The organism is Acidocella sp. C78 (assembly GCF_907164655.1).
This window is the reverse complement of record NZ_CAJQZK010000069.1, coordinates 45,701-61,014: the sequence shown is the minus strand read 5'-3', so window position 1 is coordinate 61,014 and position 15,314 is coordinate 45,701. Positions and strand designations below refer to the sequence as shown.

Below are 15,314 nucleotides of genomic sequence, written 5' to 3'. Positions count from 1 at the left end.
ATCAGAACCTCGTACCAAAGGAAACGCGGAATTGCTCGATCTGGTCGTATTTGTATTTCTTGATCGGCTGGGCATAGGACAGGTCGATGAGCCCGAACGGCGTGTTCCACGCCACGCCGAGACCGGCCGAGACGCGCGGCGCCGCGTTGTCGTAAACGCCGAGCGTGGTGCCGTTCACCGTGATCGGCGAAACGCCGGTCAGGCTGCCGATATCGGCGAAGGCGAAGCCGGTCACGCCGAGATCGGGGCTGACCGGCAGCGGGAAGTGCAGCACCGTGTCCTGCGTCCAGATGAAATTGCCGCCGATGCTGTCGCCATACTGCGTGTCGTGCGGCCCGGCGCCGCCGGTCTGGAAGCCGAGCATGCTGTCGCCGCCAAGGAAGAAGCGGTCCGCCAGCGTCGTCCGGTAGCCCTCGATGCCGAGGATCTTGCCGACATGGCCGTCGAATTCCAGCACCCAGGCCTTGTCGCCGAGCAGCCGTTCGAGCGGAATGTAATACGCCCCGCGCGCTTCGAGCCGGACATATTTCGCACTCCCGCCCAGCCCGGCGAAATCGCCCGACAGCGAGAGAATCTCGCCGCTCGAGGGATCGATGCGGTTGTTGCGGTAGTCGAAGGTCAGCGTGGTGCCGAGCTGCGAGAGCGTGGTCTTGCCCTGCTCGCTCTGGATGTAGAGGCTGGCGGTCGAGGCGATGTTGTAGATGTCGCGCGTGCTCAGCGTGTAGGTGAAGGCCTGGCTGACATGGTCGTTGTAGCGGAAGCCCACCCGCACGTCGCCGCCGAGCGAGCGCTCGCTGAACACATAGGCGGTCGAGTTGTAGGTATCGGTGCGGAACAGGTCGAAACCGGCGATCAGGTTGCGCCCGAGGAAATACGGGTTGGTGACGCCGAGGTTGAACTGCGTGCCCTTCTGCGCCAGTAGCGCCGAGATCGAGGCGCTGACCCCGGTGCCGAGGAAATTGTCCTGGCTCAGCCCGATATTCGCCAGCGCGCCGAGATCGGTCGAATAGCCGCCGCCGAGCGAGAACTGCCCGGTCGCCTGCTCGTCGACATTGACGTCGAGATTGACGCGGTCCTGCGTGCTCGTCGGCGCGGTCGAGATCCGCACCCCGTCCTGCTTCTTGAAATAGCCGAGATTTTCGAGGTTCTGCTTCGACTGGTCGACCGCGTCCTGATTATACGCATCGCCCGGCGCCAGCTCCACCTGCCGGCGGATCACCTCGTCCTCGGTGCGGGTATTGCCGCTGATCACCACGTCATTGACGTAAACCTTCGGCCCCTCGACGACGCGGAAGGTGAGGTCCACCTTGTGCGTCGCGTGGTCCTCGTGAACGTCCGGCACCACCTGGGCGAAGGCGAAGCCGCGATTCTGCGCCGCCTTCGAGATCGCCTTCACCGCGGTCTGGATCGCATCGCCGTCGAACAGGTCGCCCTTTTCGATCGGCACCAGCGCGCGCAGCGAGGCGGCGGGCAGGTTGGCGACGCTGCTCTGCACCTTCACCGCGCCGATATGATAGCGCGGCCCCTCATGCACCACGAAGGTCAGGAAGAACGACTTGCGGTCCGGCGCCAACTGGGCGGTGGCACTCTGCACCTTGAAGTCGGCGTAGCCGTGATGGAAATAGAACCGGCTGAGCAGCGCCTCGTCGTATTTCACCCGCTCGGGGTTGTATTCGTCGGCGCTGGAGAGGAAGCGGAACCAGGCGTTCTCCCGGCTCGAAATCACTTCGCGCAGCCGCGTCTGGCCATAGGCGTGGTTGCCGATGAAGTCGATCCGGCTGATCAGCGTCTCAGCGCCGTCATGGCAGCGGAACACCACATTCACCCGGTTCTCCGGCAGCTTGACGATCTCGGGAGTGACGGTGGCGCTGTAATGCCCCTGCTTGCCATAGAGCGCCAGGATCGCCTTGGTGTCCGCCGCCGCCGCCGCCCGGGTGAACACAGCGCCGGGCTTGAGCGAGATCGCCTTCGAGAGCTTGTCGTCCTTCAGCACCGAATTGCCGCGGAAGAACACCTGGTTGACCACCGGGTTCTCCTGCACGTCCACCATCAGCGTGTCGCCCTCGCGGGTGAGCGAGACCGAGCTGAACAGGCCGGTGGCGTAGAGCGTCTTCAGGCTGAGATTCATCCGCCGCTGGCTGAACCGCTCGCCCGGGCGCAGCAGGATATAGGAGAGAATGGTGCTGGCGTCGATGCGCTGGTTGCCGCGCACCCGGATTGCGGCGATCCGCCCGGCGCTCGCCGCGGCCGCGGCCGGGGCGGGGGTCGCCGCCCGGGCGGCAGGAGCCAGGAACACCGGCGCGAGGCACGCCGTGGTCATCAGAGCCAACCGCAGTCGCCGCAAGGACCGTCTCCCCATCACACGATGTTCATCAACCGGACCCGGGCGCATCCCGCATCCGCTCAGACAAGCGGCCTAGCCGCAACCGCCCCGCGCCGCAAGGGCGGCCCCGCCTAGCGCCCGGTCCAGCGCGCCTCGATCACCCGCGCCCCCGGCGGGATCGGCGTCGCCGCCACCTGCCTGTCCTCGCTCCTGCGGATCGCGTGCAGCAGCACGAACAGCACCGCCGTATTCAGCATCCCCGGCGGAATCCATTGAATGATGCCGCCCAGCATCTGGTCCTTCATCGGCGAAATCGCCGGATAGAGCCGGCCGCACAGGTCGTAGAAATTATACAGCCCGGTCTGGGTCAGCGCGATATACGACGACACCGCGATCTGCGGAAACATCGGCAGGAACCCGGCCGCCATCCGCGTCAGATAGGAATACCCCGCCTCCGCGCGCGGCCGCGGGTCGAGCACCACCAGCCAGAACAGCAGGCCGGACAGGATCATCGCGACATTCATGACCGCATAGAGCGGCGGGTTGATCATCGAGGCGAAATTCACCTCCGGGATCAGCCACACATCCGTCACCGCCAGCGACACCACGATCGCCACCGGCGGAAACCGCAGCACACCCAGCGCCGCCCGCCCCGCGCCGCGCTCGAAGGCGCGGATCAGCCCGGCCGGCACGCCGGCGGCCAGCACGTCGCGCGGCCAGGAAAACGCGATCAGGAACGGGCCGAACACGCCGAACGTCGCCTGCTGCACGCGGTTGAGGAAGAACATGTGCTGGGCGGCATATTCGAACCGCGTCTGCCCGACGAAATAGATCGCCGCCACCCCGGCATAGAACGCGAGGATGCGCCAGCGCGCCGGCCGCGTTTCGCACCGCGCGAGCCCGCGCCCATACCAGAACGCCGCCAGCAGCGGCCCGGCGAACAGCGGCGCGTTGAAGATATATGGCGCGAGATAGGGCAGCACAGCGGGGGCCAGCCGGCTCGCGAGGTCGAGCGCGGCGCCGAGCACGGCGATGGCGATCAGCCCGCGCGCGTCGGTGCGGTCGAATTCATGCCGGGACGTGTTCATGCGCCGGGTATGGTCTCAGATCGGCACCCCGGCAAGCGCCTTGCTGGTGCGGATGGTCTGCAGCGTCTGCACGCGGGTGACGTTGGGGGCGGCGGTCAGCCGCTCGGTGAGCTGGTTCTCGTGCGCCGTGTCGCGCGCGACCATGCGCAGCAGAAAATCGTCGCCGCCGCGGATCATGTGGCACTCGCGCACCTCCTCCCACCCGCCGACCATCGCCTCGAACGCGTCCAGCACCGCCTGGCGCTGGCTGTCCAGCCCGACAATGGCGAACAGCTCGATCTGCCAGCCCAGCTTCTGCGCGTCGGTCTCGGCGTGATAGCCGCGGATCAGCCCGGCCTCCTCCAGCCGCCGCACCCGGCGCAGGCAGGGCGGCGGCGAAATCCCGGCGCGGCTCGCCAGCTCCACATTGGTCATCCGCCCGTCGGCCTGCAATTCGGCGATGATCCGCCGGTCGATATCGTCGATCGGCGTGGCCTCGGCGGCCAGGCGCGGCGCGGACGGGATGGCCGGGGTTGACGGCATGGGTTTTCACCGCTCGGAAAGAGTTGATCGCGTGACAGATATAGTCCGGTCATATAATTGCATAACCACAGGGTGTGAATGCGGCATGCGGAAAGCTGGAAATCCCGCCGCCGCACCCTTAATTCCGCATCAGAGGTGCATCAAATGGCGGATCAGGCCACGATCGAGACGAAACTGCTGATCATCGGCGCGGGGCCGGCCGGCTACACGGCGGGAATCTACGCCGCGCGGGCGAATCTCGCCCCGGTGATCGTCGCCGGGCTGCAACCGGGCGGCCAGCTCACCATCACCACCGATGTCGAGAACTATCCCGGCTTCGCCGACGTCATCCAGGGCACCTGGCTGATGGAGCAGATGCGCGCCCAGGCCGAGCATGTCGGCACCCGCATCGAATACGACATCATCACCGACATCGATCTATCCGCCCGCCCCTTCGTCGCGCGCGGCGATTCCGGCGCGCTCTACCGCGCCGATTCGGTCGTGATCGCCACCGGCGCGCAGGCCCGCTGGCTCGGCCTGCCCTCCGAGCAGCGCTACCAGGGCGCCGGCGTCTCCGCCTGCGCGACATGCGACGGCTTCTTCTATCGCGGCCGCGCGGTCGCCGTGGTCGGCGGCGGCAACACCGCGGTCGAGGAGGCGCTCTATCTCACCAACCACGCCACCAAGGTCACGCTGATCCACCGCCGCGACTCGCTGCGCGCCGAAAAAATCCTCCAGGACCGGCTGTTCGCCCACCCCAAGATCGAGGTGATCTGGAACCACACGGTCGAGGAAATCACCGGCGAAGGCGCGCCGGCGGTCGTCACCGGCGCACGGCTGCGCGATGTGAAAACCGGCGCCGAGCGCGACATCGCCGTTGACGGCGTGTTCATCGCCATCGGGCATGATCCGGCCACTTCACTGTTCCGCGGCAAGATCGACATGGACGACGAAGGCTACATCCGCACCATTCCCGGCACCGCGCAAACCTCGGTTCCCGGCGTCTTCGCCGCCGGCGACGTGCAGGACCGCGTCTACCGCCAGGCCGTCACCGCCGCCGGCACCGGCTGCATGGCCGCGCTTGAGGCGGAGAAATTTCTTGCGCACCATGCGCGAATCGAACAACAGGCTGCATGAGACAATATAAAATACGGCCCATTGCCGGGCCGGGAAAGGGACGCTGACCGTGACAGGCAATCACATGGACTGGGACAAGTTGCGCGTGTTTCACGCGGTGGCCGAGGCGGGCAGCTTCACCCATGCGGGCGACGTGCTGAACCTCTCGCAATCCGCCGTCTCGCGGCAGATCTCGGCGCTGGAGGAGGCGCTGGCGGTGCCGCTGTTCCACCGCCACGCCCGCGGGCTGATCCTCACCGAGCAGGGCGAGCAGCTCAACCGCACGGTGCGCGACGTCTTCGCCAAGCTCGCCATGACCGAGGCGCTGCTGGCCGAAAGCAAGGAACGCCCGGCCGGCCGCCTGAAAGTGACGACGACGCACAGTTTCGGCGTGGTCTGGCTCGCCCCGCGGCTGCGCGCCTTCCTCAAGCAATATCCCGATGTCAGCATCTCGCTCCTGCTCGACGATGTCGATCTCGACCTCGCGATGCGCGAGGCGGATGTCGCGATCCGCATGCACCCGCCCCGCCAGCCCGATCTCGTGCAGCGCAGCCTCGGCGAAATCCGCTGGCAGATCTTCGCCTCCGAGGATTACCTGCGCGAGGCCGGCAAAACCCCCGAACGGCCCGAGGATCTCGACGATCACCGCCTGATCCTGTTCGGCGACCGCAAGCCGCCGGTGGCCGACGTCAACTGGATCGCCAGCATCGGCCGGCCGGATGGCGCCGCCCCGCGCACCGGCGCGCTGGAGGTGAACTCGCTCCAGGCCATGCTGATCGCTATCCGCAGCGGCATCGGCATCGGCGCCGTGCCGGACTACCTCACCGAAGACACCACCGGCATGGTCCGCCTCCTGCCCGAGGTGAAGGCACCCAAGATCGACATGTATTTCGTCTATCCCGAGGAACTGCGGAACTCGAAGCGCGTCTCCGTCTTCCGCGACTTCCTCGTGAACGAGATCGGCCGCCGCTGAGCCGCCCCGGCTGAACATGGCCGCCGCCCCATGATGGTTCCGCGCCGGGCGGCGGCGTGGCGCTGGACCGCCCTCGCGGGCGCGACGGTCGCGGCCGCGCTGCCGCTCGCCCGTCTCGGCGTGCCCTCGGCGGCGCTGTTCGCGGCCCTCTTCGTCGCCACCGCCCTGGCGCTGGCGGGGCGCGCGCCGGATTTCGTGCCGCGCGGTGCCACACTCGCCGCCCAGGCCGTGCTCGGCGTCGTCATCGGCGCGCTGGTCAGCGGGCCGACCCTGCGCGCCCTCGCCGCCCACGCCATCCCGGTCGTCCTCGTCACCTTCGCGACGCTGCTGGTCTCGATCGGCGCCGGCCTGCTGATGGGCCTGCGCCGCGATGTCGACGCCACAACCGGCGCGCTGGCGCTGACCACCGGCGGCGCCTCGGCCATCGTGGCGCTGGCCGCCGAACTCGGCGCCGACATCCGCATGGTCGCCGTGGTGCAATATCTGCGCGTCGGCCTCGTCACCGCGATCATGCCGCTGGTCGCCGCCCTGGTGTTTCACGTCGGCGGCCACCCCGCCGCCGACCACCTCCTTCACGTCGGCGGCCACCCCGCCGCCGACCACCTCCTTCACGTCCGCGGCCATGCCGGCGCTGGTCACGTCTCTCACGCCGGGCTGCAAGGGCTCGTCCTCGTCGCCCTCGCCGCCCCGCTCGGCCTGCTGCTCGCGCGGCTGACCCGCATGCCCGCCGGGCCGCTGCTCGGGCCCCTGATCGTCGCCGCGGCGATCACCCTGACCGGCCGCACCGGCGATGCCGGCGTGCCCGCGCCGATCGTCGATCTCGCCTATGCCGCGATCGGCTGGCAGGCCGGGGTGCGCTTCACCCGCGCCCGCCTCGCCGAAATCGGCCGCGCCTTGCCGACCGCGCTCGGCCTCATCCTGCTGGTCAACGCGATCTGCGCCGGGCTCGGCGCGCTGCTCGCCAATCTCGCCGGCGCCACCCCGTTCGAGGGCTATCTCGCCACCCTGCCCGGCGGCATCTACGCCGCCCTGGCGATGGCGATCGCCGCGCGGACCGACGTCACCTTCGTCCTCGCCGTCCATGTGCTGCGGGTGCTGCTGGTGATGTTCACCATGCCGCTCTTCGCCCGCCTGCTCCGCCGCCGCGCCGCCCGGCCGCACTGATCATCCAGGCTGGTCACTCCGCCGCCGCCGCCGGCAGGTGCTGCGCGGCGGCGGGCGGCGCGATGAAGGCGGCCTCGCGCTCCGCCCAGTGCGCGCCCACGGCGGCGAGGCTGCGCGCCTTCACAGGACCGAAGCCGCGGATCTCGGCGGGAATGGCGGCAAGCTCCAGCGCGGCGGCGAAATTCCCCTCATCCAGGGCTGCGGCGATGCGGCGCAGCGTCGCCTCGTAGCGCCCGATCAGCGCCCGCTCGGCCCGCCGCTCGGCGCTGTGGCCGAACGGGTCGAGCACCGTGCCGCGCAGCACTTTCAGCGGCGCCAGCGCCGCCAGTGCCTTCAGCATCCACGGCCCGTATTCGCGCTTTTGCGGCAGGCCGGTCACCTTGTCGCGCCGGGCCAGCAGCGGCGGGGCGAGATGCAGGCGGATATCGCCGGTGTCGGTGAAGGTGCGCTCCAGCGCGGCGCGGAACGCGGGAAGGGAATGCAGCCGCGCCACCTCGTATTCATCCTTGTAGGCCATCAGCCGGTGCAGCGTGCGCGCCGCCGTCTCGGCCAGCGCGGTCGAGCCCGGCCGCACCGCCCGCTCCGCCGCGCGCACGGCCTCGACCGCCTCGGCGAAGCGCGCGGCATAGCGGCGGTTCTGATAGGCGGCGAGATCGTCGCGCAGCAGGTCGAACAGCGCGTCGAACCCCTCCGGCGCCACCTCCCGCGCCGGCGCCGCGGCCTCGACCGCGGCGCGGTCATGCGCTGCCGCCCGGCCCCAGGCGAAGGCGGCGAGGTTGAGCGCCACCGCCTGCCCGTTCATCTCCACCGCCCGCGCGATCGCCGCCCGGCTCACCGGCACGAGCCCGCGCTGCCAGGCATAGCCGAGCAGGAACAGGTTGGCGGCGATCGCATCGCCCATCAGCGCGGTGGCGATCGCGGTCGCCTCGATCGTGTCGAGATGCGCCTCGCCCACCCGCCGCGCCAGGCTCTGCCGCAGCCGCGCCATCGGCAGCGAGGCGGCGGGGTTGCGGGTGAACTCCCCGGTGATCGTCTCGTGCAGGTTGACCACCGCCCGCGTCTTGTCGCTCAGGCAGTCGAGCGTCTCCCGCTCGCCGGCCACCAGCGCGTCGCAGCCCAGCAGCAGGTCGGCCCGCCCCGCCGGCACCCGCAGCGCCTGGCCGGTGCCGGAAGCGGCCCCGAAGCGCAGATGCGAGACCACCGCGCCGCCCTTCTGCGCAAGGCCGAGCACGTCGACCACCGAAACCGGCGTTCCGTCGAGATGCGCGGCCATGCCGAGCAGCGCGCCGATCGTCACCACCCCGGTCCCGCCGATCCCGGCCACCACCATGTCCCATTCCCCCGGCGGCAGCGCGGGCTCCGGCAGGTCGCCGGGCGGGGCGGTGCGCGTCGCCTCCGGCGGTCTCAGCCCGCCGCCATGAACGGTGACGAAGCTGGGGCAGAACCCTTCCACACACGAGAAATCCTTGTTGCAGGCGGACTGGTCGATCGCCCGCTTGCGCCCGAATGGGGTGTCCACCGGCACCACGGCGATGCAGTTCGAGACCCGTGAACAATCCCCGCACCCCTCGCAGACGCGCGGATTGATGAAGGCGCGCTTCGCCGGGTCGGCCATCGTGCCGCGCTTGCGGCGGCGGCGCTTCTCGGTCGCGCAGGTCTGGTCGTAGACGATCGCGGTCACACCCGCGACCTCGCGGATCGCCCGCTGGATCGCGTCCAGCTCCCGCCGGTGCGACACGGCAACGCCGGGCGCGAGGTCGGCGACACCCTGGTATTTTTCCGGCTCGTCGGTCACCACCTCGATCCGCTTCACCCCCTCGGCGGCAAGCTCGCGGGTGATCTGCGGCACGCTCAGCGGCCCGTCGACATGCTGGCCCCCGGTCATCGCCACCGCGTCGTTGAACAGCACGCGATAGGTGATGTTCACCCCCGCCGCCACCGCCGCGCGGATCGCGAGCAGCCCGGAATGATGATAGGTGCCATCGCCGATATTGGCGAAGACGTGGCGCTCCGTGGTGAACGGCGCCTGGCCGATCCAGGCCGCGCCCTCGCCGCCCATGTGGGAATACACATCGGTCGCCCGGTCCATCCACGTCGCCATGAAATGGCAGCCGATGCCCGCCATCGCGCGCGAGCCCGCGGGTACTTTCGTGCTGGTGTTGTGCGGGCAGCCGGCGCAGAAATGCGGCACCCGGTGCGCGCCGAAATCGAGCGCCCGCCCGGCCTCCATCGTCGCCGCCAGCCGCGCGAGCGCCGCCCCGCGCGCCTCGTCCGGCACCATGCGCTGCGCCCGCCGGCCAAGCCCGAGCGTCACATCGGCGGCGGCAAGGTCGCTCTCGGCGTGGAACAGCGTGGCCCCGGTCTCGTCGCGCTTGCCGACGATGCGCGGCGCGTCGGCCATGCCATACAGGATCGCCCGCAGCTGGTCCTCGATCACCGGCGCCTTTTCCTCGACGACGACGATCTCCTCCAGCCCGCGCGCGAAGTCCCGCACGATGCCGGGCTCGACCGGCCAGGTCATGCCGAGCTTGAGCAGGCGGGCGAAATCGAGCCCGAGATCGGCCCGCGCCTGCGCGACATCGAGGAAGGATTTCCCGGCGGTGACGATGCCGAGCCGCGCCCCCGGCGCGGGTTCGACGATGCGGTTGATCCGGTTGGCGGCGACGAAGTCCATCAGCGCCGGCCGCCGCAGGCCGAGCACCCGCGCCTCCTGCGCCAGCACCGGCTCGTGCAGCCGCATCGCGACGCTGTCGGGGTCGATCTCCGGCAGCGTGATCGCGACATCCAGGCCGGCCTCGACCGAGGCGGTGCAGTCGATGATCTCCTCGACCGTCTTGAACCCGACATAAAGCCCCGCATGCCGCGAGGCCGCCCAGCCAAGGAGGCCGAGTTCGAGAATCTCCGCCACCGAGCCCGGCGCCAGCACCGGCACGCCGGCGGCGATCAGCGCCGGCTCGCTCTGATGCGCGATCGTCGAGGATTTCGCGGCATGATCGTCGCCCGCCACCACCAGCACGCCGCCATGCCGGGTGGTGCCGGCGTAGTTGGCGTGTTTCAGCGCATCGCCCGAGCGGTCCACGCCCGGCCCCTTGCCGTACCACATCGCGAACACGCCATCATGCGTGGCGCCGGGAAACAGCGGGACGATCTGGCTGCCCCAGACCGCGGTCATCGCCAGGTCCTCGTTCACGCCGGGGCGAAACACGATGCCCTCCGCCGCCAGCACCGCCGCGGCCGCATGGGCCTGGATATCCACCGCGCCGAGCGGCGAGCCGCGATAGCCGGAGAGAAACCCCGCCGTGTTCAGCCCCGCCGCCGCGTCGCGCCGGCGCTGCGTGAGCAGAAGGCGGATCAGCGCCTGGGTTCCGGTGAGCATCACCCGCCCTGGGCCGGGCCGGTAGCGGATGTCGAGCATCGCGTCGGCGGTTTTCATGCGGAATGTCCTCCGCCCGGCTGTCCGGCCGGGCATTCGCTCCGCCCCCGACTATGCGCCGCATGGCCGAAATTGACGAGCAAAATCAGGTTTTTGTCTGTATCGCGCCGGCTTGCCGATCGCTGCGCGAAGCCGCCCCGAGCGGCCATCGCGCTCTCGACGCCCCCCGAGGTCCGCGAAATTTTATTGCGCGAACGACGAAACCTCGCCGATGCCGCGCCGCATCATCACAAAAAGGTGAAGCGCCGCGCGTGCGCGCGCCATCAATGCCCGATCGGCGCCGGGTCGGGCTCGGCCTCGACCGTGTCGGTCCCCTCGGTCGCCACCGTCTCGCGCAGCGGCGTGTCCTCCACCCTGAGCGCGGCGATCAGCCCGAGCAGCGCGAAGCCGGCGGCAACCAGGAAGGCGTCGTGAAACGCCGCCGGCAGCGCCGGGTTCGCCGCCATCGTCCGCGCCGCCTGGCCGGAGGCGTCGATCCGCCCGCCAAGGCGCAGCAGCAGCACCGCCCCGGCGATGGTCGCGCCGAACGCGCCGCCCATCGCCCGCAGCAGCAGCAGCGTCGCCGTCGCCGCACCCACATCGTGCCGGCTCGCCGCGTTCTGCACCGCGACAAGGTTCGAGGGCAGCACGAAGCCGATCCCCAGCCCCATGACGAAACAGTTGAACACGACGAGGCCGAGCGGCGTCGAGCGTGGCAGCAGGCCGAGCAGCAGGAACCCGGCGGTGCCGACCGCGAGCCCCCCCGCCAGCAGGCTGCGCGTCCGCCCGGTATGCCGCGCCACCTGCCCCGCGGCATAGGCGCCGATCGTGCTCGCGATCATGAACGGCATGATGTCCCAGCCGGACTGCGCGGCATTCGCCCGGTAGACGAGCTGGAAGAACAGCGGCAGCAGAAAGATCGCCGCGAACATCGCCAGCGCGGTGAGAAACCCGACGCCGACGAGCTGCACGAACGAGGCATTGCCGAACAGCCGCATCGGCAGCAGCGGCACGGCGGCCCGCGCCTCCCACCGCCAGAGCGCGCCGATCAGCGCCGCCCCGCCCAGGAACACGCCGATCACCGGCAGCGACAGCCACGGATAGCTCCGCCCGCCCCACGACAGCCCGATCAGGAAGGCGGTGACGGCGCCGGTCAGCAGCGCTGCGCCCTCGTAATCGATCCGCCCGCCGCGCGGCACCGTGCGCAGCTGGCGCAGCCCGATCTGGCTCAGCACCAGCGCGGCCAGGCCGAGCGGCACGTTGAACCAGAAAATCCATTGCCACGAGAGATGATCCGTCACCCAGCCGCCGACCACCGGCCCCGCGGTCGAGGCGACGCCCCATGTCCCGGCCATGTAGGCCTGATACTTGCCGCGCTCGCGCGGGCTGACCACGTCGGCGATCGCCGCCTGCGCGATCGCCATCAGCCCGCCGCCGCCCACCCCCTGCAAGGCCCGCCCGGCGATCAGCCAGGGCAGCGTCTGTGCCGTGGCGCACACGCAGGACGCCAGCACGAACAGCGCGATCGAGGGGATCAGCGTCTGCCGCCGGCCGAACTGGTCGGACAGCCTGCCATAGAGCGGCGTCGTCGCCGTCGAGGTCAGCAGATAGGCCGTCACCACCCAGGAGAGATGCGCGAAGCCGTGCAGCCCCGCCGCGATCGCCGGCACCGCCGGGATCACCACCGTCTGGTCGATCGCCGCCAGCAGGATGCACAGAAGGATTCCGGAAATGACCTGAAGCCGTTGCCTGTGCGTATATTCCATGATTCCGCGATGCTCGCGCCGGCTCGGGGTGAGAAGAACAGCGCGCCAGATTGCCCGCACCGCCGCCGCCGCACAACCGCGCCGCAGCACCGCCCCGGCGCTGGGGCAGCAACCCTGCCATGCAACCGCGCGCGGCATTTGCAACGCGCCGTGGCAGCGCTTACCCTATTGGGCAACATCGTGATCAGGGAAAGTCACCGCCCCATGCCCCTCAGCCATGCCGAGCCCCGGCAACTCCTGCACCTGCGCGACATCGCGATCCGCGGCTTTCTGCGCGCCGACGGCCTCGTCGACATCGAGGCCCACCTGAAAGACACCAAGACCTACAGTTTCGGCAATCACGACCGCGGCCGCATCAATGCCGGCGAGGCGCTGCACGGCATGGGCCTGCGCCTGACGCTGGACGACAAGCTGACCGTCGTCCGCGCCGAGGCGGCGATGGACGACACGCCGCACGCGATCTGCCCCGGCGTGGCGCCCAATTTCGCGGCCCTGGTCGGGCTGACCATCGGCAAGGGCTTCCTCAAGGGCGCGATGGAGCGCGTCGGCGGCACCGCCGGCTGCACCCATCTGCGCGAGCTGCTCCAGCAGGTCGCCACCACCGCGATCCAGACCATGTTCTCCATCCGCGCCCACAAGGCCGCGCGCGAGGGCGGCACCACCGAAGACCGCTGGGACATCCCGACCGCCCTGCTCAATTCCTGCCACGCCTATAACGAACAGGGCCCGCTGGTCGCGAAAATCCGCGCCCGCGCCGAAGGCCGCCAGCGCGAGGCCGAGGCCGGGGCGGCGGCGGAATAGACCCGTGCACGCCGTCATCTTCGAGGTCAGGCCGAAGGAGGGCAGGCTCGACGAATATTTCGGCCACGCCCGGCTGCTCCGCCCCGAACTCGAAGCGATTGACGGCTTCGTCGAGAACATCCGCTATCGCAGCCTGACCCGGCCGGGCGTTCTGCTCTCGGTCTCGCTCTGGCGCGACGAGGCGGCGCTGATCGCCTGGCGCCGCCACACCCTGCACCACCGCGCCCAGGCCGAGGCGCGGCGCGAGCTGTTCGCGGAATACCGCCTGCGCGTCGGCGTTCTGGCCGATGACGGCGCGCATGTCTCGCTCCTCACCGCGCGGCGCGAGAATGCTGCGGACATGGCGCCGGATATTCTCGCCCGCGATCTCGGGCTCGATCCCGCTTCGCCCGGCCTCGCCGGCTGGGACGTGTTCGAGGCGGTCCTCACCCCGGGCGATGTTCTGCTCCTCAGGAGTGGTGCGGGAGCCGGGACGGGCGAGGGGGCGGGCGAGGGGGCGTCGCACCGGCTGGTGCGCGTCATCCGCGACTACGGCATGACCGACCGGCGCGAGGCGCCGCAGCATTTCCCCGACGAAACCGGCGCGGCCTGACGACAGGACAGGGCGGGGAATGAAAGGGGAATCAGACCCCGAATTTCGCCCGCACCGCCGCCTGCTGCTCCGCCGTCAGCAGCCGCGGGTTGAGCCCGCGGGTGAGCAGATGCAGCTTCGCGGTTTCCTCCAGCTCCTCCATCGCGAACACCGCCGCCTGGAGCGACGTGCCGGCGACGACCGGGCCGTGATTGGCCAGCAGCACGGCGCTGTGCTTCCCCGCGAGCCCGCGAATGGCGTCGCCCACCGCCGGGTCTCCCGGCACATGGAACGGCACCAGCGCCACCTTGCCGACGCGCATCATCACATACGGCGTCAGCGGCGGCAGCGCCTCGGCGGGGTCGATCTCCGGCAGCAGCGAGAGCGCCACGGCATGGGTCGAGTGCAGATGCACCACCGCGCCGGCCTCCGGCCTCGTGTCATACAGCGCGTCGTGCAGCGGAATTTCCTTGGTCGGCTTGTCGCCGGAGACGAGCCTCCGGTTCGCGTCGAGCCGGGCGATGCGCGCGGGGTCGAGAAAGCCGAGCGCGGCGTCGGTCGGCGTGCAGAGCCAGCCGCCATCCTCCAGCCGCACGCTGATATTGCCCGAGGACCCGGGCGTCAGCCCCCGCTCGAACAGCGACCGCCCGAACCGGCAGATCGCCTCGCGCAGCGCGCTCTCGCTCATCCCGCCCGCTTCACCCCGTTCGCCTCGGCAATGAAATCGGCCAGCATCGGCACGAAATCGTCGCCCCGCCCGGCGCCCACCGCCTGGGCATAGGAATTGCGCACGGCGGCGGCGAGCGGGTTGGCCGCCCCCTGCGCCACCGCGAAGGCGTTGAGATAGGCGGTGTCCTTCAGCGCGTTGTTCAGCGTGAACTTGTGGGCGTTGCGGTCGCGCCCGACCACGTATTGCATGAAGGTCTGGTAGAAGCCGCAATCCATCCGCCCGCCGGCGATCACGCTGTGGAAGGTCTCGGCCGAAAGCCCGGCCTTGGCGCCGAGCATCAGCGCCTCGGCATAGAGCGCGCCATAGCCCATCGAGAGGAAGTTGTTCAGCAGCTTCATCGTGTGGCCGGTGCCGGTCTGCCCGGTATGGATCACGCGCTGGGCGAAGGTGTCGATCACCGGGCGCACGCGGGCGATATCGGCCTCGGCGCCGCCGATCATCACATCGAGCGTGCCCTCCCAGGCATCCTTCGGCGTGCGGCCGAGCGGGGCGTCGAGCAGGGTGATGTTGCGCGCGGCAAGGCTCTCGGCGAGCGGCACCGTGACCGACGGATCGGAGGTCGAGCAATCGACGATGACGAGCGGCTTGCCGGCGGCGGCGAGGCCGTTTTCACCCTCCGTCACGGCGCGCACCTGCGGGCTGCCGGTGACGCAGAGGAACACGATGTCGGCGGCTTCGGCGATCTCGTGCGGGCTTTTCGCCTCCTTCGCCCCCCGGCCGATCAGGTCCTCGACCGGCGCGCGGTTGCGATGCGCCATCACGGTGAGCGCGTAGCCGGCCTCGACGATGTTCTTCGCCATGCCATGGCCCATGAAGCCGACGCCGATGAAGCCGATGGAGGGTTTTGATCCGCTGGCCGACATGATGTT

12 protein-coding genes are annotated in these 15,314 nt (G+C 69.9%); 5 read left to right on the top strand and 7 right to left on the bottom strand.

Annotated elements, in window-relative coordinates:
- Position 1 precedes the first annotated feature (1 nt).
- The 3 genes from bamA to ACIDOCELLA78_RS87820 form a co-directional block, all read right to left on the bottom strand.
- Positions 2–2,320, bottom strand: a complete 2,319-nt coding sequence (bamA, locus tag ACIDOCELLA78_RS87830) for an outer membrane protein assembly factor BamA (protein ID WP_201728507.1) — start codon at positions 2,318–2,320, stop codon at positions 2–4.
- Positions 2,321–2,454: 134 nt separating this feature from the next.
- Entirely contained in the window at positions 2,455–3,411 is a 957-nt protein-coding gene (locus ACIDOCELLA78_RS87825; protein ID WP_249675693.1) for a cytochrome c oxidase assembly protein, read from the bottom strand.
- Between the two features lie 15 nt (positions 3,412–3,426).
- Positions 3,427–3,933 (bottom strand): Lrp/AsnC family transcriptional regulator, encoded by a 507-nt coding sequence (locus ACIDOCELLA78_RS87820; protein WP_201728506.1) that lies wholly within the window; start codon positions 3,931–3,933, stop codon positions 3,427–3,429.
- A gap of 144 nt (positions 3,934–4,077) precedes the next feature.
- On the opposite strand from ACIDOCELLA78_RS87820, the gene trxB reads away from it, so the two are divergent.
- The 3 genes from trxB (at position 4,078) to ACIDOCELLA78_RS87805 (ending at position 7,165) form a co-directional block, all read left to right on the top strand.
- Positions 4,078–5,049, top strand: coding sequence for a thioredoxin-disulfide reductase (trxB, locus tag ACIDOCELLA78_RS87815; protein WP_201728505.1), 972 nt, complete (start codon positions 4,078–4,080; stop codon positions 5,047–5,049).
- Between the two features lie 64 nt (positions 5,050–5,113).
- Complete coding sequence (locus tag ACIDOCELLA78_RS87810) at positions 5,114–6,001, top strand: LysR family transcriptional regulator (protein ID WP_201728504.1); 888 nt, start codon at positions 5,114–5,116, stop codon at positions 5,999–6,001.
- Between the two features lie 30 nt (positions 6,002–6,031).
- On the top strand, positions 6,032–7,165 hold the full coding sequence (locus tag ACIDOCELLA78_RS87805) for an AbrB family transcriptional regulator (protein WP_201728503.1): 1,134 nt from the start codon (positions 6,032–6,034) through the stop codon (positions 7,163–7,165).
- A 13-nt stretch (positions 7,166–7,178) separates the two neighbouring features.
- Here ACIDOCELLA78_RS87805 and ACIDOCELLA78_RS87800 read toward each other — a convergent pair whose 3' ends face one another.
- Together ACIDOCELLA78_RS87800 and ACIDOCELLA78_RS87795 are read right to left on the bottom strand one after the other, a co-directional pair.
- Positions 7,179–10,598: an indolepyruvate ferredoxin oxidoreductase family protein gene (locus ACIDOCELLA78_RS87800; RefSeq protein WP_201728502.1), complete on the bottom strand. Its 3,420-nt coding sequence runs from the start codon at positions 10,596–10,598 to the stop codon at positions 7,179–7,181.
- Positions 10,599–10,861: 263 nt separating this feature from the next.
- Positions 10,862–12,481 carry an MDR family MFS transporter gene (locus ACIDOCELLA78_RS87795; protein WP_249675691.1) on the bottom strand — a complete coding sequence of 540 codons (1,620 nt, stop codon included), beginning with the start codon at positions 12,479–12,481 and terminating at the stop codon, positions 10,862–10,864.
- A 66-nt stretch (positions 12,482–12,547) separates the two neighbouring features.
- Between ACIDOCELLA78_RS87795 and ACIDOCELLA78_RS87790 the strand changes: the two genes are divergently transcribed.
- Positions 12,548–13,144 carry a DUF2889 domain-containing protein gene (locus ACIDOCELLA78_RS87790; protein WP_201728501.1) on the top strand — a complete coding sequence of 199 codons (597 nt, stop codon included), beginning with the start codon at positions 12,548–12,550 and terminating at the stop codon, positions 13,142–13,144.
- Between the two features lie 4 nt (positions 13,145–13,148).
- On the top strand, positions 13,149–13,736 hold the full coding sequence (locus ACIDOCELLA78_RS87785; RefSeq protein WP_201728500.1) for an antibiotic biosynthesis monooxygenase: 588 nt from the start codon (positions 13,149–13,151) through the stop codon (positions 13,734–13,736).
- 31 nt (positions 13,737–13,767) lie between these two features.
- Here ACIDOCELLA78_RS87785 and ACIDOCELLA78_RS87780 read toward each other — a convergent pair whose 3' ends face one another.
- The gene (locus ACIDOCELLA78_RS87780) at positions 13,768–14,403 is read right to left on the bottom strand and encodes an aldolase (RefSeq protein ID WP_201728499.1); all 636 of its coding nucleotides are present in this window, start codon (positions 14,401–14,403) and stop codon (positions 13,768–13,770) included.
- Positions 14,400–15,308, bottom strand: coding sequence for an NAD(P)-dependent oxidoreductase (locus ACIDOCELLA78_RS87775; RefSeq protein WP_201728498.1), 909 nt, complete (start codon positions 15,306–15,308; stop codon positions 14,400–14,402). The genes ACIDOCELLA78_RS87780 and ACIDOCELLA78_RS87775 overlap by 4 nt, the downstream gene beginning before the upstream one ends.
- Between the last annotated feature and the right edge of the window lie 6 nt (positions 15,309–15,314).

What these genes read in the sequence shown, in the direction of transcription:
- trxB (WP_201728505.1), top strand. Translation starts at nt 4,078, where the DNA reads ATGGCGGATCAGGCCACGATCGAGACGAAACTGCTGATCATCGGCGCG.
- ACIDOCELLA78_RS87780 (WP_201728499.1), bottom strand. Translation starts at nt 14,403, where the DNA reads ATGAGCGAGAGCGCGCTGCGCGAGGCGATCTGCCGGTTCGGGCGGTCG.
- ACIDOCELLA78_RS87810 (WP_201728504.1), top strand. Translation starts at nt 5,114, where the DNA reads ATGGACTGGGACAAGTTGCGCGTGTTTCACGCGGTGGCCGAGGCGGGC.
- ACIDOCELLA78_RS87825 (WP_249675693.1), bottom strand. Translation starts at nt 3,411, where the DNA reads ATGAACACGTCCCGGCATGAATTCGACCGCACCGACGCGCGCGGGCTG.
- ACIDOCELLA78_RS87775 (WP_201728498.1), bottom strand. Translation starts at nt 15,308, where the DNA reads ATGTCGGCCAGCGGATCAAAACCCTCCATCGGCTTCATCGGCGTCGGC.
- ACIDOCELLA78_RS87820 (WP_201728506.1), bottom strand. Translation starts at nt 3,933, where the DNA reads ATGCCGTCAACCCCGGCCATCCCGTCCGCGCCGCGCCTGGCCGCCGAG.
- bamA (WP_201728507.1), bottom strand. Translation starts at nt 2,320, where the DNA reads ATGACCACGGCGTGCCTCGCGCCGGTGTTCCTGGCTCCTGCCGCCCGG.
- ACIDOCELLA78_RS87790 (WP_201728501.1), top strand. Translation starts at nt 12,548, where the DNA reads ATGCCCCTCAGCCATGCCGAGCCCCGGCAACTCCTGCACCTGCGCGAC.
- ACIDOCELLA78_RS87800 (WP_201728502.1), bottom strand. Translation starts at nt 10,598, where the DNA reads ATGAAAACCGCCGACGCGATGCTCGACATCCGCTACCGGCCCGGCCCA.
- ACIDOCELLA78_RS87805 (WP_201728503.1), top strand. Translation starts at nt 6,032, where the DNA reads ATGATGGTTCCGCGCCGGGCGGCGGCGTGGCGCTGGACCGCCCTCGCG.
- ACIDOCELLA78_RS87795 (WP_249675691.1), bottom strand. Translation starts at nt 12,481, where the DNA reads ATGCCGCGCGCGGTTGCATGGCAGGGTTGCTGCCCCAGCGCCGGGGCG.